This window comes from Novosphingobium umbonatum (genome assembly GCF_004005905.1).
Taxonomy (GTDB): Bacteria; Pseudomonadota; Alphaproteobacteria; order Sphingomonadales; family Sphingomonadaceae; genus Novosphingobium; species Novosphingobium umbonatum.
Window position 1 is genome coordinate 216656 of the sequence record NZ_SACO01000002.1, and the last position, 19963, is coordinate 236618.

14 protein-coding genes and 1 tRNA gene are annotated in these 19963 nt (G+C 62.0%); 7 read left to right on the forward strand and 8 right to left on the reverse strand.

Annotated elements, in window-relative coordinates; all coding sequences use genetic code 11:
* Nucleotides 1-45: 45 nt before the first annotated feature.
* Genes EOE18_RS03315 through EOE18_RS03325 form a run of 3 tightly spaced genes read left to right on the forward strand, consistent with a single transcriptional unit; the run spans nucleotide 46 to nucleotide 6008 of the window.
* Nucleotides 46-2343 (forward strand): alpha-N-acetylglucosaminidase, encoded by a 2298-nt coding sequence (locus EOE18_RS03315; protein WP_127706204.1) that lies wholly within the window; start codon nucleotides 46-48, stop codon nucleotides 2341-2343.
* A complete protein-coding gene (locus EOE18_RS03320; RefSeq protein WP_127706206.1) occupies nucleotides 2340-3461 on the forward strand; it encodes an acyltransferase family protein in 1122 nt (373 codons plus the stop codon). Before EOE18_RS03315 ends, EOE18_RS03320 begins: the two co-directional genes overlap by 4 nt.
* A 39-nt stretch (nucleotides 3462-3500) precedes the next feature.
* Entirely contained in the window at nucleotides 3501-6008 is a 2508-nt protein-coding gene (locus tag EOE18_RS03325; protein ID WP_220445963.1) for a glycosyl hydrolase 115 family protein, read from the forward strand.
* A 22-nt stretch (nucleotides 6009-6030) separates the two neighbouring features.
* Here the strand turns inward: EOE18_RS03325 and EOE18_RS03330 are convergent, their stop codons facing one another.
* On the reverse strand, nucleotides 6031-6288 hold the full coding sequence (locus EOE18_RS03330; protein ID WP_127706210.1) for a hypothetical protein: 258 nt from the start codon (nucleotides 6286-6288) through the stop codon (nucleotides 6031-6033).
* Between the two features lie 5 nt (nucleotides 6289-6293).
* Nucleotides 6294-6899 carry an FKBP-type peptidyl-prolyl cis-trans isomerase gene (locus EOE18_RS03335; protein WP_127706212.1) on the reverse strand — a complete coding sequence of 202 codons (606 nt, stop codon included), beginning with the start codon at nucleotides 6897-6899 and terminating at the stop codon, nucleotides 6294-6296.
* 86 nt (nucleotides 6900-6985) lie between these two features.
* Between EOE18_RS03335 and EOE18_RS03340 the strand changes: the two genes are divergently transcribed.
* The 4 genes from EOE18_RS03340 to EOE18_RS03355 all read left to right on the forward strand — a co-directional run bounded on the left by EOE18_RS03340 (nucleotide 6986) and on the right by EOE18_RS03355 (nucleotide 11778).
* Nucleotides 6986-8026: a LacI family DNA-binding transcriptional regulator gene (locus EOE18_RS03340; protein ID WP_127706214.1), complete on the forward strand. Its 1041-nt coding sequence runs from the start codon at nucleotides 6986-6988 to the stop codon at nucleotides 8024-8026.
* 266 nt (nucleotides 8027-8292) lie between these two features.
* Nucleotides 8293-8676, forward strand: a complete 384-nt coding sequence (locus tag EOE18_RS03345; protein WP_127706216.1) for a hypothetical protein — start codon at nucleotides 8293-8295, stop codon at nucleotides 8674-8676.
* A 6-nt stretch (nucleotides 8677-8682) separates the two neighbouring features.
* Nucleotides 8683-10224 carry a methyl-accepting chemotaxis protein gene (locus EOE18_RS03350; RefSeq protein ID WP_127706218.1) on the forward strand — a complete coding sequence of 514 codons (1542 nt, stop codon included), beginning with the start codon at nucleotides 8683-8685 and terminating at the stop codon, nucleotides 10222-10224.
* 216 nt (nucleotides 10225-10440) lie between these two features.
* Nucleotides 10441-11778: a tyrosine-type recombinase/integrase gene (locus tag EOE18_RS03355; RefSeq protein ID WP_127706220.1), complete on the forward strand. Its 1338-nt coding sequence runs from the start codon at nucleotides 10441-10443 to the stop codon at nucleotides 11776-11778.
* 468 nt (nucleotides 11779-12246) lie between these two features.
* On the opposite strand, the gene EOE18_RS03360 is transcribed toward EOE18_RS03355, so the two are convergent.
* The 6 genes from EOE18_RS03360 to EOE18_RS03385 form a co-directional block, all read right to left on the reverse strand.
* Nucleotides 12247-14889, reverse strand: a complete 2643-nt coding sequence (locus EOE18_RS03360; protein WP_181952999.1) for a glycoside hydrolase family 3 C-terminal domain-containing protein — start codon at nucleotides 14887-14889, stop codon at nucleotides 12247-12249.
* Between the two features lie 353 nt (nucleotides 14890-15242).
* A complete protein-coding gene (locus EOE18_RS03365; RefSeq protein WP_164852650.1) occupies nucleotides 15243-17822 on the reverse strand; it encodes a DUF927 domain-containing protein in 2580 nt (859 codons plus the stop codon).
* Nucleotides 17819-18157 (reverse strand): hypothetical protein, encoded by a 339-nt coding sequence (locus EOE18_RS03370; RefSeq protein WP_127706226.1) that lies wholly within the window; start codon nucleotides 18155-18157, stop codon nucleotides 17819-17821. The genes EOE18_RS03365 and EOE18_RS03370 overlap by 4 nt, the downstream gene beginning before the upstream one ends.
* Nucleotides 18154-18345 (reverse strand): helix-turn-helix transcriptional regulator, encoded by a 192-nt coding sequence (locus tag EOE18_RS03375; RefSeq protein ID WP_246027238.1) that lies wholly within the window; start codon nucleotides 18343-18345, stop codon nucleotides 18154-18156. Before EOE18_RS03375 ends, EOE18_RS03370 begins: the two co-directional genes overlap by 4 nt.
* 88 nt (nucleotides 18346-18433) lie before the next feature.
* The gene (locus EOE18_RS03380) at nucleotides 18434-19180 is read right to left on the reverse strand and encodes a hypothetical protein (RefSeq protein ID WP_127706230.1); all 747 of its coding nucleotides are present in this window, start codon (nucleotides 19178-19180) and stop codon (nucleotides 18434-18436) included.
* A 690-nt stretch (nucleotides 19181-19870) separates the two neighbouring features.
* Nucleotides 19871-19946: transfer RNA gene (locus EOE18_RS03385), tRNA-Lys, on the reverse strand.
* Nucleotides 19947-19963: the final 17 nt, after the last annotated feature.

Sequence of the window (19963 nt, forward strand, 5' to 3'; positions counted from 1 at the left end):
CATCTTTCCTTTGCCCTGCCCGCCGATATGGAAGCATAAGACGCCATGATCCGCTTGCCCGCTCCCTCGATGTTCCGTGCCAGCATGGCGGTTTTGCCCTTGCTGATCGCTGGCGCGGCGCAGGCCGCCGACACGCCGCAGGAGGCCGCTGCCCGCGCATCGCTGGCGCGTCTGGGGGTAAAGGCGCCCAAGGTGGAACTGGCGGTGCGGGCGGGCGACAAGCCCTCCTATCGCGTGCAGATCCGCCATGGCGCCCTTTCGGCCAGCGGCACCTCGCCCGTGGCGCTGGTGCATGGCGTGGCGCAGGCTTTGCAGGCCAAAGGAAAGCTGCATATCAGCTGGGAAGGCCGCCGCGCTGCGCCCCTCTCGGCTGCCGACAATTTCGACAGCGGGCAAGTCGCCTCGCCCTTCTCGCTGCGCGCCTATCTCAACACCTGCACCTATGGCTATACCACCCCGTGGTGGGACTGGGCCCGCTGGACGCAGGAGATCGACTGGATGGCCGCACGCGGGGTCGATACGCCGCTGGCGATGGAGGGGCAGGAATATGTCTGGCGCGCCCTGTGGCGCGAACAGGGCATGGACGAGGCCGCCATCGGCCAAAGCCTGTCCGCCGCGCCTTTCCTGCCGTGGCAGCGCATGGGCAATCTGGCGGGCTATCGCGCCCCGCTCTCGGCAGGCTGGATTGAAAAGAAGCACCAGTTGCAGATCAAGATCCTTGGCCGGATGCGCGCGCTGGGGATGAAGCCCATCCTGCCCGCCTTTGCCGGCTATGTGCCCGAAGCTTTTGCCAAGGCCCATCCCAAGGCGAAAATCTACAAGATGCGCAGCTGGGAAGGCTTCCCCCCCACCTATTGGCTCGATCCTTCCGATCCCCTGTTCGGCCAATTGGCCAAGCGTTTCATCCAGATCTACACCGCCACCTATGGCGCGGGTGACTATTATCTGGCCGATGCCTTCAACGAAATGGTGCCCCCCATTGCCGAGGATGGATCGGACGCGGCCAATGCCCAATATGGCGATGCGATAGCCAACACCGCCGCCGCAAACACGCAGGCTGAAAAGGTTGCCGCCCTGCCGCCTGCGGTGCGCGATGCGCGTCTGGCCGCCTATGGCGCGCGCCTGTTCCAGTCGATCACCGCCGCCGCGCCCAAAGCTACTTGGGTGATGCAGGGCTGGCTGTTCGGCGCGGACAAGGCGTTCTGGACGCCCGACGCCGTGCGCGCCTTCCTGCGCGATGTGCCGGATGACAAGATGCTGATCCTCGACATTGGCAATGACCGCTATCCGGGCATCTGGCAGCAGACGCAGGCCTTTTATGGCAAGCAATGGGTCTATGGCTATGTGCATAATTATGGCGGCAGCAACCCCGCCTATGGCGATCTGGGCTTTTACAAATCCGATATTTCGACGGCACTGAACCATCCGGCCAAGGGGCAGATGGCAGGCTTTGGCCTGTTCCCCGAAGGCTTGCATTCCAACAGCATCGTCTATGCCTATGCCTATGATCTGGCATGGGGGCCGCAACAAAGCCTGACCGACTGGCTCAAGAGCTACACCGCCGCCCGCTATGGCGCCACCTCGCCCGCGCTGGTGGCCGCATGGCAAAGCGCCATTACGGGCGCCTATCAAACCCGTTACTGGACCCCGCGCTGGTGGGGACCGATGGCGGGCGCCTATCTCTTCTTCAAACGCCCGACCATCACCGGCGCGCAATATCCCGCCGCCCCCGGCGACCATGCCGCGCTGCGCAAAGGGATCGAGGCGATGCTGGCCGCCGCCCCTGCCAAGCCCAACCAGCTGTTCACCCGCGATCTGGTCGATCTGGCCCGCCATTATGCCAGCATGATGCTGGACGAGCATTTGAAAGCCGCGCTGGCCGCCTATCAGGCGGGCGATCTGGCCAAGGGCGATGCAGAGCGGGCGCAGGTGGAAAGCCTTGCCCGCCGCATCGATGCTCTGGCTGCGGGCCAGCAGGAAACGCTGGCCAGTTGGGTCGATGACGCCCGCGCCTATGGCGACAGCCCGAAGGAAAAGGCCGATTACGCCACGCAGGCCAAGGCGATTGTTACCATCTGGGGCGGCACGGGGCATTTGTCCGATTATGCCTCGCGCGCATGGTCGGGCCTTTATGCCGATTATTACCTGCCCCGCTGGCAGATGCTGTTGGCCGACCAGCGCGCGGCCACACTTGCAGGGCGCAAGCTGGACGAGGCCGCCTCGATCGCCCGCATCCGCGCATGGGAAGAGCATTGGGTGGCCAATGGCAAGGCCTATCGCCATGCTCCCCCCGCCAACCCTTTGCGCGCTACGCAAACCCTGTTGAAAGCGACCCCGCTATGAGCGAGCCCAAACCCCAACGCTTCACCTCGCTGGATGTGTTTCGCGGGGCGACGATCTTTCTGATGATTGTGGTCAACACCGCAGGGCCGGGCGCGCCTGCCTATGAACAATTGGTCCATGCCAGATGGATAGGCTTTACGCTGGCCGATCTGGTGTTCCCCACCTTTCTGTTCGCCATGGGCAATGCCATGAGCTTTGCCCTGCGCAAGCCCTTGCCCGCTGGCCCCTATCTGGCGCGGCTGTTGCGGCGCGGGGCGACCATCTTTGCGCTGGGCTTCCTGATGTATTGGTTCCCCTTTGTCCGCCATGGCGAGGCTGGCTGGGAGCTGATCCCCTTCGCGCTGACCCGCGTGCCCGGTGTGCTGCAAAGGCTGGCCTTGTGCTATGTGCTGGCGGGGGTGATGGTGCGCTGGCTCAACTGGCGGGTGCTGCTGGGGGCCTGTGGGGGGCTGTTGCTGGCCTATTGGGCGATCCTGCTGCATTTCGGGCAGGCAGGCGATATTTATGGCAAGATCGGCAATGCGGGCACGCGGTTTGATCTCTGGCTGCTGTCGCCGGGGCATTTGTACAAGAAAGACGGCGGCTTTGACCCCGAAGGCTTCCTTGGCACGCTGCCCGCCGTGGTCAATGTGCTGGCGGGCTATCTGGCCGGATTGCTGGTGCAGCGGGCCGGTGATTTACGCGACAATCTGCGCCTGATGCTGGTGGCGGGTCTGGCCTGTATTCTGGCCGCCCATGGCTGGGAACCCTATTTCCCCATCGCGAAAAAGCTGTGGACCGGCAGCTTTGTATTGCTCACCTGCGGGCTGGACCTGATGCTGCTGGCATGGGTGGTGTGGATGATCGAGCTGCGCCAGATGAACAAGGCCAGCCGCTTTTTCACCATTCTGGGCCGCAACCCGCTGGCGATCTATCTGTTCTCCGAATTGCTGGTGATCGTGCTCAACATGGTGCCCATGGGTGACCAGAGCGGCATTTATGACTGGCTGGGCATCCATCTGTTCCAGACCATCGCCCCCGGAGCCTTTGGCTCGCTGCTTTGCGCGCTGGCCTATACGCTGGTGTGCTGGGCCATGGGCTGGTGGATGGACAAGCGCGGGCTGATCCTGCGTGCCTGAACCACAAGGATAACCGCCAGAAGCGGGAGAGAGATGAGTATGACACGCCTGACACTGCGCCACGCGCTAACCACCACCCTTGCCCCCATTCTGGCCCTAAGCGCTGGCCAAGCCGCCGCCGAGGACGCCCTGCTGCGTTTCGCGCCGGTGAAAGGCGCAATCGCGCTGGTGGCCAAGGATCAGGCCGCCCCCATCCTCGTCGCTCCGCAGGATGCAACCAGCGTGCGCCACGCAGCGCAGGATCTGGCCCGCGATCTGGAACAGGTTTCGGGCCATGCCTCCCGCCTGATTGCCGCGCCCGAAGGCAAGATGCCCGCCGCCATCATCATCGGCACTTTGGGCCAAAGTCCTTTGATTGACGCCATGGTGCGCGCGGACAAAATCAACCCCGCCCGCCTGACCGGCCAATGGGAAAGCTTCCTGATCCTGACCATCGAGAAACCACTGGCCGGCGTGGACCGCGCCTTGGTGGTGGTGGGCAGCGACCGGCGCGGCACCGCCTATGGCGCTTATGAAGTCTCGCGCGCCATGGGGGTCAGCCCGTGGAGCTGGTGGGCCGATCTGGCCCCGCGCCATCAGGACGCGATTTATGCGCCCAAGGGTCTGCACCATTTCGGCCCGCCATCGGTGCGCTATCGCGGCATTTTCGTGAATGACGAGGATTGGGGCCTGTTCCCATGGGCCGCACAAACCTTTGACCCAACCCGCAAGGATATTGGCCCCAAGACCTATCAGCGCATTTTCGAACTGCTGCTGCGCCTGAAAGCCAACACTTTGTGGCCCGCCATGCACAAGACCACGGCGGCCTTCAATTCCGATCCGGCCAATGCCAAACTGGCCGATGATTATGGCATCATCATGGGGTCATCCCATTCCGAAGTGATGCTGCGCAACAATGTGGGCGAATGGAAAGACGCGCCCGAAGCCTTCAATTACGCCAGCAATCCCGACAAGATCCGCCTCTATTGGGACGAGCGGGTGCGCAAGAATGCCGCCTATGAGAATATCTGGACCATCGGCATGCGCGGCCTGCATGACACCGGCATGGTGGGCACCAATTCCATGGCCGAAAAAGTCGCCCTGCTGGACAAGATCATCAAGGATCAGCGCGATCTGCTCGATGCCCATGTGGCCGGTGGCGCGGCCAAGGCGGGGCAGATATTCGTGCCCTATAAGGAGGTGCTGGACATTTATCGCGCGGGGCTGAAGGTGCCCGATAATGTCTCCATCGTCTGGCCCGACGATAATTTCGGCTATATCCGCCAATTCCCCAGCAAGGCGGAAAGCCGGCGCAGCGGCGGGGCGGGCGTCTATTATCACCTGTCCTATCTGGGCTATCCTTTGGCCTATCTCTGGCTCTCCACCACCCCGCCTGCCTTGGTGCAGGAGGAGATGCTGCGCGCCTATGACCAGGGCTCGCGCAACATCTGGATCGTCAATGTGGGCGATATCAAGCCTGCCGAGATCGGCACCAGCCATTTCCTAGACATGGCATGGGACGCGGAAAAGGCGCGCACGGCCAGCCAGCAGGACTATCTGCGCCAATGGCTGGGCGAGGCTTTCGGCGGCGAACTGGGCGCCAAGGCGACCGGCCTGATGGATGACTATTTCCGCCTCAATTTTGAACGCCGCCCCGAACATCTCGAATGGCCCGCCAAGGCGGAAGACCGCCACCTCTCCGGCTTTACCGTCGAGCAGGCCCATTACCGCCTACGCCGCTGGCGCGCTTTGGCCGCACAGGCGCAGGCCTTGGCCGCGCAAGTGCCCGCCGACCGGCAGGACGCATGGTTTGAACTGGTGGAATTCCCCATCCGCGCGGCAGCCGCAGCCAATATCCGCTTTTTCGCCGCCGAATATTATGACGAAATGATCGAAGTGGTGCCCGCCGAGGCTTATTCCGCCGGTGGCGCGATTGCATGGGCCGAAGGTGAAATCGCCGCGATCACCGACCGCTACAACAACGCCATCGCGGGCGGCAAATGGCGCAATATCATGCCCGCCGAAGCCGCCGACACCCAATGGCGCATCTATCGCCCGCGCCCGATTGTTACCCCCGCCCCTGCCCTGCGCAGCGCGCCCGACCGCTTCTTCGCCCGCGTGGATGCCACGCCCGAACCGCAAATGCCCATTCTGGAGGCCGAAAACGCCCCCCTGCCCCAAGGCTGGCGCAAGATTGATGGCTTGGGCCGTGGCGGCGCGGTGGTGATGGCCGGTGCCAAGGCCGCGCCATGGACCGCCAGTTTCACGCTAACCAAACCGCAACAGGGCGTGACCATCGGCCTGCTGCCCATGTTCCCCGATGGCGAGGAGCGGGAATTAAAGGTAGAGGTCAGCATCGATGGCGGCGCGCCGGTCACGGTCTCCGCCCCGCGTGTGGTGGGCAGTGCGGGCTGGGTAACCGGCGTGCTGGACAATCTGCTCAAACTGCCGGTGGCCATGCCTATCGCCGCCGGAACCCATCGCATCACCATCACCCCCCGCAGCAGCGGCATCGCGCTGGATCAGGTGGTGCTGGAGAACCGCACCGAGGAAAAGGTGGCGCATTGATCCTACGCCACCTGTTACCGCGTTACCCTTGGGCCTGATCCATCAGGTCCATAAAGTCGCGCGCCGCATTGCGGTCTTCCTCATCGTCAAAGGCCACGTCCAGATCGGGCGCGGATTGCAACAGATAGAGCAAGGACCATAGCGCAAAGCGGCGCCCGCGATCTTCCTCCAGCCCCAGTTCCACCTGCATCCGCTCGATGCCGCTGACCATGGCATCGGGGCTGATCGCGCCCAGATCCTCGGTGCCGAAAAAGCGGCGGAGTTGATCGTCCAGATCCATCGCGCTTAATTCTGCGGCGCAGGGGCAGGAGCGGCGGCAGCCTTTTCAGCCGCTTCCTGCGCCTTGCGCATGGCGGCCACTTCGGCGGCGGTTTTGTAATCCAGCAATTCTACCTGAAACACCAGATCGGCCGAGGGCGGGATCGGCCCGCTGCCCTGCGCGCCATAGCCCAGCGCAAAGGGGATGCACAGGCGGGCAATGCCGCCCTTGGACAGCATTTGCAGCCCTTCGCTAAAGCCGGGGATCACGCCATTGACCGGAAAGGCCGCCTGCATGCCCTGATCGAACACCGCGCCGGTCGCGGCGATATAGCCGATGTAATTGACCAGCACGAAATCCTCCGCCGCAGGCTTGGCGCCACTGGCGGCGCGCAACATGGTGCTGCCCAGACCGGAAGGCGCCTTGGCGCTGCACACGCGCTGGCTGGCGGGCACGGTGGGCTTCAAGGGCAGGGGGATAATGTCGGCGGCCGCTTTCATGGGGGCAACCGCCAGCTTGGCGGGCGCAGGTTTGCGCGCAACAGGCGCCGCCGAAACAGGACCGGCAACCAAAGCCAAGGGAACAGCCACAAGGGCGGCGAGAGGCGACAGGGCGCGGGGAAGAATGCTCATGGCCACCAGCTATAGGCAAAAGGCGCGAGGCGGGGCAAGGCCCACGCCATTTTGCACTTCGCCCTTTCCCGCGCTACACCATGCCCATGCAGCCTCCCAAGTCCCGCAGCCAGCGCAACGCCCCCACCATCAATGATGTAGCCCGCCACGCGGGCGTATCCCCGATGACCGTGTCGCGCGTGATCAATGACGAGGCCGCCGTCCGCCCCGCCACGCGCGAAAAGGTGCAGGCCTCGATTGCCGCGCTCGATTACGCCCCCAGCGCCGCCGCGCGCCAATTGGCCGGTGGCGAGGAAACCCGCATCGCCCTGCTCTATTCCAACCCCTCGGGCGCCTATCTGTCCGAAGTGTTGATGGGCAGTCTGGACCGTGCCAGCGCCTTGAACGTGCAATTGACCGTGGTGAAATTCGACGAAGGCATGAGCGTGGACAGCGCCATCACTCAGCTCAAACGCGGGCGGGTCAATGGCATCATCCTGCCCCCGCCTTTGTGCGATTCCGCGCCCATGCTGGCCGCGTTACAGGCCGAGGGCATTGCCGTGGTGGCCGTGGCGCTGGGGGTCAACCAGCCCGATGTCAGTTGCGTGGCGATTGACGATTTCCACGCTGCCGAAACCATGACGCGCCATTTGATCGATCTGGGCCACCGCCGCATCGGTTTCATCAAGGGCAACCCCGCGATCAGCGCCAGCGAGGAGCGCTACCGCGGCTATTGCGCCGCGCTGGAGGCAGCAGGGCTGGCGCAGGAAGCATCCCTGGTGGCGCAAGGCTATTTCACCTATCGTTCGGGGCTGGAGGCGGCCAAGCGCCTGCTGGACGCCCCCGCCCCGCCCAGCGCCATCTTTGCCAGCAATGACGATATGGCCGCCGCCGCCGTGGCCATGGCCCATGCGCGCCGTCTGGATGTGCCGCGCGATCTGACCGTCTGCGGTTTTGACGATACGCCGCTGGCCACCACCATCTGGCCGGAATTGACCACCATCCGCCAACCGATTGCCGATATGGCCCGCGCCGCCGTGGACATGCTGGTGCGCGCGCTGCGCCAACGCAAAGGCGCGGTGGTGGAGCATGAACAGCTCGATTACGCGCTGGTCCGCCGCCAGTCCGATGCCGCCCCTTTGGGCTGATCGCCTGCGAATCGGCGCAAGTGGCAGGGAAACTGTTGCGGGGCGTATGGTCGCCGCCGCCGCTCCCTTGTGGATGCCTGCAACGCCCGCCTCGGGCTAAGTCGATGAAAGCCAAGGGCACCCTTCCCCTGCGCCATCCCAAGCGTTGACGAAACTTATCCACAGGCCACCCGCCCTGCCCGCAGCACTACCTATCCGCGCATAAGCCCCGTTTTTCGGGCTTTTCGGCCATGGTGAAGGCTGGATAAACGTCTAGCGACAGGGACATGCCCCCAACCCAAGTTGCCCTTTACACGCTGGCCAACGCATCACCCTCGCGTTGGCGCAAGGCTGCCGGCTTCATCGCCTTTCACATCGCCTGTTCGGGGCTGATGGTGGCGATCCTTGCCTGCACGCCTGATCGGCAAGGGCGGGTGGCAGCGATCTTTCCGCCATGGTTTACCGCAGGGCAAAGTCTGGGCGCGGTGTCCGCCGCCGAAGGGCGGCTGATCCGTTTCGGCAATCGTGACTGGATTGCCGTGGTGGCCCCGCCATCGGGGCAACAGGATTTTTCCGGAAAATTGCATGCGGCGGGCGCGGTGGCGCTGGTCAATCCTATTCTGGTCGGCGGTTGCGATGACAGCATCACGCCCAAGGTTGCGCAAAGGTAATCCCCCATGGCTTTCTCGCTACCCTCTACCCATACCGATGTGCCCGCGCTGGTCGCCACGCGCCTTGTTGCCACCAAAGCCTTCACCAGCTTTGCCTGGGTCTTGGTCGCGGTCAATTTTGCCACGGCCAGTTTCAGCGGGATGGACAAGGGGATCACTTTGGGCGTTTCCGTGGTCAGCGCGGCCATCGCCAGTCTGGCGGCATGGCGCGATCCGGTGGGCCTGTTTGGACGGCTGACCATCGCGGTGTGCCTGATGAACCTCTATGACACGCTGATCTATGCCACCAGCTATACGCCCTATCAGCTGGACGCGCATATGCTCTATTTCGTGGTGGCAGCGCTCCTGCTCACCTATTTCTGCTGGATCACCTTGCTGGTGGCCTGTTTGCACACCGCGTTCCAGCATCTGGCCTTCAACCTCGTGCTGCCGATGTATCTTTACCCCAATGGCACCGACTGGCTGCGCTTTATCTATCACGCCATCATCCTGCTGACCGAGCTGGCGGGCACCGGCTATCTGGCGATCCGCCTGCATGCCATGTTCACGCAAAGCCACGAAATGCTCTCGCAAGTGGAGCAGGCCGCCCATGCGGCAGAGGCCATGCGCGAGCAGCAGGACGCCGAAAGGCTAAGGCTGGAGCAGGCCAATAGCGAAGGTCTGCGCAAGCTGGCGCAGGAGTTCGAACAGGACATCTCCGGCGTGGTGGGTCAGGTCAGCACCTCGGCCAGCGCGATGCAGACCACATCGGGCGATCTGGCCGATATTGCCCGCGAGGTCAGCCGCCTGTCGGGCGGGGCATCCTCGGCCGCCGACGCCGCCTTGCGCAATGTGCATAATGTGGCGGCCTCTTGCGAGGAACTCTCCGCCTCGATCGGCCAGATCGGCGATCAGGCCAGCACCGCCCGCAACACCGCTAGCGTGGCCGTGGAACGCGCTTCCCAAGCCAATCGCATGGTGGAAAGCCTGACACTGGCCACCACCCAGATCGGCCATGTGGTCGAAATGATCTCCTCCATCGCCAGCCAGACCAATATGCTCTCGCTCAATGCCACGATCGAGGCGGCGCGTGCGGGCGAGGCGGGCAAGGGCTTTGCCGTGGTGGCGCGCGAGGTCAAATCTTTGGCCGAACAGACCAGCAATGCCACCGAAGCCATCGCCAAACAGATCCATGAAGTGCAGGCCGCCACGGTCGAAGCCGACCGCGCCATGCGCGAATTGGGCGATATCGTCACCCAGATCGACACATCATCGACCATGATCGCCGCCGCCGTCGCCGCCCAGCGCGAGGCCACCAGCGAGATTGCCAGCAATGTGGAGCAAGCCGCCGCCCGCACCCGCGACATGGCGGGCGACATTTCGGCTTTGACCGACAAAAGCGAGCAGGCCGGCTATGCCGCATCGCAAGTGCTGCAAGAAGCCCGCGACCTTGCCGCCACATCGAACCAGCTGGACGCCAGCGCCCGCGAATTCGTCGCGCGTGTGGGCAATGGCAAGGCGGGGAATAGCGCCACATCCATAGGCAGCGGATTGCGGCGGGCGGCATAAGGGAAGGATTGGTGGTGAGCCCAGCTGGATTCGAACCAGCGACCTACTGATTAAAAGTCAGTTTTTTGGCCAATTTCCGCCAAATGGGAAATCATCACTACCTATTAAAAACAGTAGCTTATGCCATATTCCGTTTCAGCCTGTAGCAGACTTTTTGATTGCTGGTGCTTGCTATGTGCTTGCTAGGATGCTTACTGGCAGCCCGCAGGAGGCACCATGGCAACCATCACAAAGCGTATAGTTGACGCCACCCAACCGGCCAGCCGCGACCTGTTCCTATGGGATGACGAATTAGCAGGTTTCGGCCTGAAAGTGACGCCAGCAGGCACGAAGGTTTACCTCTATCAATACCGCATGACGCGCCCGGGCATGGCCAAGGCCTGCCCGACCAAGCGCTACACCATAGGCAGGCATGGCGACCTAACACCCATGCAGGCCCGCGCCCGCGCCAAAGAGCTTGCCGCCATGGTGGCGCAGGGCACCGACCCGCGCCAGCGTGAGCTGGATCAGTTCAAGGCAGCCGATGACGCCAAACGCAAAGCCGATGAAAAGGCGCGGATAGAAACCGAGCTGGCCTTTGATCGGCTGGCCCAGCTATGGCTTGAACATTACGAGTTCGAGAAGGAGCGCAGCCCTAAAAGCGTTGCGCTGGCCCGCTTGGTCGTCAACGGCTACCTAACGCCCGCGCTTGGCAACAAGCCTACGCCGCATATTGGCCGCGCCGATCTCCAACCCATTATCGACAAGATCCCCACCGCCAAGCGCGGTATGCGCCGCGCTGTGTTCACCTATGCCTCTATACTTTTCGGATGGGCGCATAGGCGCGGCAACATTGCCGAAAACCCGCTGCCCGCCATGGACAAGCCCGAAGCGCCCAAAGCGAGGGACCGTGTTCTAAGCGATGACGAATTGGCAGCCGTCTGGACCGCCAGCGCCAAACTATCCGATCCCTTCGGCCCTTTCTTTCGCTTGCTCATTCTTACCGGCCAGCGCCGCAGCGAAGTGGCGGAAATCAGTTGGAGCGAATTGGACCGCGCCAACGCGCTATGGACCATCCCCGCCAGCCGCGCCAAGAATGGGGCTGCGCATATCGTGCCACTCTCGCCCACCGCGCTGGCGGAACTGGACAGTCTGGCCCTCGCCCAGCAGATCAACGCAAAAGCCAAAAAGCCCGATGGCAGCAAATGGCCCATTGTCGGCTATGCCCTCACCACCACCGGCTATAGCCCGATCAGCGGCATCACCAAGGCCAAGACCGCGCTGGACACCGCCATAAGCGAGGCCCGCAAGGAGGCAGGAGGCAGCCTCGCCCCTTGGCGCATCCATGACCTTCGCCGCAGCCTTGCAACCGGCTTCCAGCGCCTTGGCGTCCGCTTCGAAGTGACCGAGGCCACGCTAAACCACATCAGCGGAGCCAAGGGAGGCGTTGCGGGCATCTATCAACGCCACGATTGGCGGGAGGAAAAGCGCAGCGCCCTAGAGGCATGGGCGCGGCATATTGAGGCCATTATCCGCCCAGCCGATCAAGACAATGTGGTGCCGATCAGGGCGTGAGGATTGCGGAAAGTGTTCGCAGCGTTGCGGAGTGTCTATGTTTTTAGCGGGATCGTGGGGAATTTGGGAACAGTACCCATAGGTGTATGATTTAAAACGCTTTAACATGATCCCAACATCAAAGAGGCCCGTTCCCGCGATGCACAAGGTGGGAACAGGTCTCCTGTCACTCTAGGCTTAATTCGGTCACAGTTGCCGCCATTCCAGACGTTTAGGCAGGCGAAGTAGGCTAGGCCTGAATGATGAAAATTGGGACATTTCCGCCAGTTGTCGCCGCTACTGGTAGCAACCAACTTTGCCGAAACCTGTCATTCACATTCAAAAATGATGCAGGAATACTTAGCCGTTGGTCGCAAAGTAAGATGCTTTAACCCTCCGCTGGTTGACGGAGGCAAGTTCAAAGTGCGGCTTGCTGACGGGATAACAGGATCCTCGGCAGGTTTTGACAATGGCCGAGGATCCAGGTTGTTATTCAGGCAGAGCGACGGTCTTGCCAATATCGAACTCGGCGCTGCTCCCAGGCACGCCTGTATTGGGCTGGCCAGAGCCAACACTGACCCGATAATGGCCTGCGAACATCTGGCGCTGACCGTCTTGTGACACCGCGCTGAGATCACGAGGCGAAAGTGTGAACGCCACCTCGCGACTTTCGCCCGGCTTCAGTTCAAAGCGCTTGAAACCACGCAAGGCGATACGCGGCGCGCCCTTGATGTCGGGGAAGGTCAGATAAAGTTGGGCGACCTCTGCCCCAGCCCGTTGGCCGGTGTTGCGGACCCGCGCCTTGATCGTCACGCTGCCATCGTCGGCCTGTTGTGCAACGTGCAGATCTTGATAGTCGAACGTGGTATAGCTCAGGCCATAGCCGAAGGGATAAAGCGGTTTGCCGGCGAAATAGCGATAGGTGCGCCCTTCCATGCTGTAATCGTCAAACGCGGGCAGATCCTCCAGCCTGCGATAGAAGGTCAACGGCAGCCGCCCCGATGGATTGACCTTGCCTGACAAGACGTCGGCCACTGCCGTACCGCCGGACTGGCCTGGATACCATGCCTCCACGATGGCGGCGGCATTTTCCTTGGCCCAACCCAGATTGATGGGGCTGCCGTTCATCGCCACCACGACCAGCGGCTTGCCGGTCTTGTGCGCCCGCTCCAGCATGGCGATCTGGTCCGCGGGCAGGTCCAGCGTGGTCTTGTCGCCACCCTTGAAGCCGGGAACGACAGCGCGGGTCTCCTCGCCCTCCATATCCGATGTCAGGCCCACCACCGCGACGATGACATCCGCCTTGGCGGCGGCCGCGTCCAGTTGCGCATCGGCGTCCTCGACGACACGCTTCCACATCAGGTCGACGCCGCCCATCTTGAGCGATTGGGCGGTGATCTCAATGGGGTAGCGATGCCCGGCCACCAATTTGACGGTCTTGAGATTAGGCAGGGCACCAAAAGCTTCTGCGCCCAAATCGACAAAGGGCTTACCCTCGAAGGTCATCTTGCCGCTAAAGCCTGCAAGGCCAAGGCGGTAGGTGCCCGTCGCGGGCGGCACAAGAAAGCCGGTCCACACGACCTTGTGATAATTGCTCACCTGCGCCAGATCGAGACTGCGCGCGGCGGCATCGGGCTCGATGCGCGACACTACCGGGTCAGGCAACACCGCCAGCGGCTTGACGAATTCAGGCACGCCATCGGGGCCCGGAGGCTGGGGCTCGGCATGGGCGGCATTGTAGTAACGCGCCAACAGGCCCGGCTTGCCGCTGGGGCTGCGCAGCGCCGAGGTGGGAACGCGATCACCATCGGTGAAGCTTTCGCCAAATGGCACCAGCGAAACATCCGCCTGCGGGAAAGCCGCGCGCAGGCCCTGTGCGATGGAGACAGGCGGGTTGGACTGGCTCGACGAGTAATTGCCGCGCAACACCCGCGTAGCGTCGGCCAGCGGACCAATCACGGCCAACTTGACACCGGGCTTGAGCGGCAGCGTGCCATCGTTTTTCAGCAGCACAAGGCTGCGCTCGGCGGCCCTGAGGGCCAACGCCTGAGCCGAGGAAGAATTGATCTGCGTTAACGGAACCTTGGGTATGTCTCGCAGGCCCGCCAGATCGCCCACGCGATAGCGCGCTGAAAACAGGCGGATCAGCGCGCTATCAATGTCATTCTGGCTGATAAGTCCGCGCTTCAGGGCATCGCGGTAACGCGCGCCCAGGTCCGGCAGGTTGATGATCGTGCCGGTGTTGCATTCGTTGTCCATCCCCGCATGCAGGGCAACGGCAGCAGCCGTGGCAGCGTCTGGCGCATATCTATGGGTATCGGCGATGTCTTTTACCGCGTCACAATCCGAAACGACATATCCTTTGAAGCCCCATGCCCCGCGCAAGCGATCTTTAAGCAGCAGATCGCTGCCACATGCGGGCTGAGCGTCAACGCGATTATAGGCGCACATGATCGACCCAGCGCGCCCCTCTACGATGGCGGCACGGAAGGCTGGCAGATAGGTGTCTTCAAGGTCATGGGCCGACACAAAAACATTGGCGCTGTGCCTCGTGGATTCCGGCCCACTATGCACAGCGAAATGTTTGGGCGTGGCGATAATGTCGGGCAACTCAGGATTTGGCCCTTGCAGGCCGGCCACGAAGGCCACCCCCATATGCGCGGTGAGGTATGGATCCTCGCCATAGGTTTCCTGACCACGACCCCAGCGCGGATCACGGAAAATGTTGATATTGGGCGACCAACTGTTCAGCCCCGTGCCGATCCGGTCCATGCGCCCGGTCTTGCGGGCCAGCGTGTGCAGCGCACGCAACTCCACGCTGATTTGCCCTGCCACATCTTTGACCAGCGCGTCGTCGAAAGTGGCGGCAAGTCCGATCGGTTCGGGAAAGTTGGTGGTGGGCACGGTGCCAAGCGCACCATGCAATGATTCTGTCCACCAGTTGTATTCCGGAACATTCAGATGCGGTATGGCCGGGGCGGCATTGAGAAGTTGCTCGAACTTCTCATCAGGCGTCATGCGGGCCACGAGGCTGGCAGCCATCGTGTCGGCCTGATCGCGCGGGGCTGTCTTTGGCGCGACATCCTGGGCCTGAGCGGACGACACATGAAAGGGCACAGCGATGGCTATCATCGCTGTTTGATACACATGGTGCCGCCAAGAATACCTTTTCATCCGATCTCCTCCCATTTGCTTCACGCTTTGCGCCGCATTGGTAGCGCTATCTTTCGCTGACCGAGCCATGCTCAATCAGCGACTGAAGATCAAATAGGCAAATTGTTCCGTGGCATAGTCCTGGCCTATGGATGAGGATGCATATGCTCAAATTGAGTGCGGTATGGCCGGTGTTGGCTTAGACCGACGTTTTCGGCGATGCATTGGAACGACGTATTTTGGTCGGCTACCGCTTCAAATGGAAAACATTTGGTACGGCAGCTTTCAAGCCTTCTTACGCAATGACCTACCATTTCGGATAATCCCAAACCCTACCACCCCGGCGGCGGCTTCATAGCCGTCGCCGGTTGCGCGCCATTGCTCGCCATACCGATACCTCCCCCACTCCCCTCAATCTCATACTCATCATATTCCAAGATGGTTGCGCTTACCGTGTAAAAGCGCTGGTTGCGGTTCGGCCCTGTGCCGATCTTGCGCTTTGGCCTCCCGCCATCGCCTGTCACCAGATAGCCCGCCTTGGTCAGCGCTTCCGCCGCCGCCTTCATGTCAAAGCCTTTCAGGATCTCGGCCCATCCGGCATCATGGAACAGATAGCAGGTCTTGGCCGGTTGAATGTCATGCACAAAGCCGAGGCTGGACAGGGAGCGCGCCTCACCAGCCCTTGCGCTGGCTGCGCCTTCGTCATCGTCCAGCCTGTCCCGCACCGTGCCGAATCGGGCAAGGTTCTGTTGAATGGCATTGCGCACCGTCACCAGCACTTGCCGATCCTCACGCATCCCCTTGCGCCCGAAACCGATAGCCCATTGGTTGAAACAGGCCAGCGCCGCCGCCTTCGCCGTTCCGGCTGGCCATGGCACAACGCCCAGCTTTGCGGCCACTTCCCCCGCCGCAGCCACCGCGCCAAAGCGCAGCGCCGCCCGATGAATTTGCCCGCTGTCATCCTCTTGCTTGGCCATGGCCACAAAACCCGCCGCCAGCCGCTCCACCTCTTTGCGCCAATGCGCCAGATCGCCCACCAAGCCCCGCACAAAGGCAGGACCGGCAAAGCCATAATGCGCCGCGCTGGCGGTTTTGATCGCATCGGAAAAGGCCGCAGGGCTGGCCATTCCATGCAGCGCTTCCCATGCGCCATAACCGGCCCCTGCATCGGCTGCCATGTCCAGCAAGCGCAACTCTTGCCCCGTCATCGTGCGCTCGGCCCGCTTGGCCGCCCGCATATGATCGGCCAGCCCGATTTCACCCGTGCTTAGGATCATCACCCGCCATTCGGAGCGCTTGCGCAACGCGCCATCTTGCCTTGCCCGCGCCTTACCCTGTCCAGCGGCCAGCGAATAAGCCGCCGCGCCCGCCTCTTGGGGGTCAACCAAGGCCAATTCGTCCAAGATCAGCAGCGTTTCGGAATGACCATAGGCCACCCCTTCCAGCGCATTGCCGGTGGCGCGCCAGCTAGCGCCAAAGCCCAAAGGACCGCCACCACCCCAGACCGAACCCGCCGCCCATGCCAGCGAGGTCTTGCCGGTGGAGGATGCCCCGCGAAAGTGAAAGCCGCCCCCTTCCAGACCCAGCCACCCCATGATCGGCCCGACAAAGGCCAGCGCGATTGCAAAGGTAAGATTGCGGTTGCCAACCGCCCATTGGCCCAGACTGTTTTGCCAGCCGCCCAAACTGCCCTTCTGGCGATAATGCAACGCCGAGGCCGCGCCATCGAACAGCACCGGTTCGGCATCCGGCCCCGCTATCACACCCGAAGGCAGCACGAAGCGCCCCGCATCGATCCAGCCGGTTCGCTCGGCCAACGTCAACCGGCGACTGTGCTTCACCGCCATCAGGAAGCGGGCAAAGCGTTCGGTCTTGCCTCTGGCGGGATCAATGAACAGACCATCGCCCGCCAATTCGGCCCGCACCGCGCCCGCTTCCGAAGCCACTTGCGAGCGCTTGATGATCTTGGTTTTGCGTATGCCGTCCCTGTCGTGGAACCGGATAATCAGCGACCAATCGCCGCCGCCAGTGCTCCTCGCCTCGGCCACCACTTCAAAGGCCTCGGATAGCACGACCATGCGCCCTGCCTCACCATCCTTGCCCGCCTCCTGCCAAAACAGCCCCTCTGGCTCCATCGAATAACCATAGGGCAATTCCAGCCTGCCCGCGCTTGCGGATTCCAAAGCATCCGTAACCACCGCCGCTAAATCCAGCCGATCAAATTCCACCGGAAACACATCCGCGCAATCCCAGCCCTGCGGCAAATGGGCGGGCAATGGCACCACCGCTACGCCTTCCGCCCCTGCGGCCTGCACCAGCTTGCGCACCGCCTCGGCAGCCTCGCGCCCTACGGCATCGGCATCAGGCAGGATCACCACCCGCCGCCCCGCCATAGACGACCAATCGGCCTTGCCCGCCGCCTTGCTGCCCCCGCTCCAAGTCATCACCGCAAAGTCAGGGAACAGCACCGCCCCTGCCTCCGCTGCCTTTTCCCCTTCCACCAACAAGACCGGCGCGGCTGGCATCGCGGCCAGCCGGTTCAGCCCATAGAGCGGGCGAGGCACAGGGGCGGCCTTCCATCGCCATGATAACCGCCCAGCCTCACGCCACAGGGTTAGCGGAATGATTTCCTTGGCCCCGTCTGCCTTGTCGAAGCGGCAAACATAGTGGATCAACCGCCCCGCGCCGTCCCGATAGGACCAAACCTGTGAAGGCCTGCCATGGGTGTTATGCGATGACCGAGGGTGAGTCGCATCATCAGGCACAACATCCACCCAATCGCCCGCGCTCTTGTTGGTGGCTTTGTTTTTGCGGATGGCATTGTCGCCTGTGTCTGCGTTGCCACCTTCGGCAATGGCGCGGGTTATGCCCGCGAATGGGTCTTGGCCCTGCATCGCGTCTTTATCACTCATGCCCATGGAGACACCCCCAAGGATTGCGCCAGCCGAATGGCGGCTTCCCGTTGCGGAAGGCCGGACACAAAGGCGGCGAGGCTCACCAGATCACCCCCACCATCGCCTGTTGCAAAGTCTGCCCAGCGCCCGTTCAGAATATTGACCTTGGCGCTGCCAAACCGCTTGTCAGGCCGCAGCGGGTTGCGGAAGGCATATTCATGCCCTTCCAATCGGCCATCGGGCAGGAGGCCGCGCACCACGCCCAGCGCGTTACGCAAAGCTGCCCGATTGATTGCGGCAAAATCGACACGGCGCAGCCTGTCCGGCTGGCCTCCGCTATACAGGCCGCTCATGCGGTGGCTCCATATTGCGAAGTGGATTGGCACGCGCCTGCCTCGGCCCATGCGTCCAGATCGGCCACACGATAGCGGATGCTGCGCCCCGCAATGCGCAAGTAGCGCGGCCCATTGCCGGAAAGCCGCAGCTTTTCCAGCGTCGATTGCGAGACGCCGAGAAACGCCGCCGCCTCGCTTGTTTTCATCAGGGGGATATTGCCTGCCATAGACTGAAAGCCTCTTCTTTCGAGTGAGGCCCTTTCAAATAGCGGCAATCAGGCGGCGGTCATCAAGTCATCTGTAACCCATTGCGGGCAATCCGATGATCGAAGGGTTACAGATTTTTTTCTTCAACGCCTTCTTGATACTAACCCGCAAGGCCTTTGGATCGCCAAAAACCTCCCTGTATTCAGGTACTTTCAAGACCAATGCGCAATATGCATGCAGCGCTCCGGTCTCTTTGGCGCCCAAGGGAATAGCATGGCCCGCCAAGGCTATTCCCACATGATTTATAAGGTGCGTCAGAGGCGCGAATTTCGCCTTTCCAATTTTGACCAGCTTATCAGCCGCTCCCGCCGCATCACCGGCATCACTTGCCAAGGTGTCCAGCAAGTCTTCCAAGGCCGGTAGCTCATCCAACCAGCGGCCCCGCCTCCTTGGTCCATCCCGATAATTATATATCAGAAGCGACCGCTCTTCAGGGCCAAGGGCGTCAATGTAAGCCTTAAGCGCAGATGCAGCCCTGGTCAGATCCTCCAACTTGCGCCGCGCTTCCTTCGCTGGGAACGCTTGGAAGGTTTCAGCCTGTTCGTTTACTGCGAAAGCACAGGCATCAGTTACCTTGCAACAGAGGTCTATAAACAACCGGCGCGAAAAGCTTGGGTAACCTTTGGCCCCGACCAATCGCCTGCCAAGTTCCTTGCGGGCAAATTCAACATGGAGGTGTGAGAGCGGAAAGCGCGCTTCATGCTCCGCTCTATAGCCCAGCCACGATTGCACATCAGCGTCGGTAATCGGCTTGGCCTGCCCCTTTGCCGTCATCTAGACCTGCCCCTCGGTTGGCTGGCAGGGAGGGGCACCACAAGCGCGGGAAAAATGGCCTGTGCATCGGCTCAAATCTGTTCCCAATGATCCCAAGGACAGCAATAGGCTTGGGAACAGTCCACCAAGGCGCAAAACCTCGGCAGATTGTGCTTTATGTGCTGTGTGTTCCCATATTCCCATTGATCCCAATATAAACAAGGCTCCCCGCTGCGCCAGCAAAGCAGGGGGAAATAATCAGCAGAAATTCAGGCCATGAAGGACCGGAGAAACCCCCAATCAATTATGCCCTGAATCGACCAGAAAACCGGCTGGCGCGATGAAAACCTAGAAGAGCAACGGTCCAAAACATCCAAGCCAGCGCTCGCCATCACTGCACGGCTCATAGGCCATCGCGGCTCAAAAACTCTGCCGCGAAAGAAAAAATCCCTGAATGGGGGGAATGCCGGTGTTCGGGCAGGCCAAAGCCCCAAGTTTCACCTACCCCCCCTATGGCCTGCCAGCGCGCCCGCTGGATGCCATGAAATGCCGCGCGCGTGTGGCTCCCTTCACCCTCTCCCCCGCGCGATTCCAGAACGGCCAGCACCAAACCCCGCCCGCGAAATCGCGCGCGTTGATTGCTATGTGCTTGCTAGAGCGCATAGGCCAGCCCCGGAGGGTGTTTGGATTTCAGCTAAGTTGTTGATTTTATGGTGAGCCCAGCTGGATTCGAACCAGCGACCTACTGATTAAAAGTCAGTTGCTCTACCGACTGAGCTATGGGCCCCCATGGGGGAGGCCTGA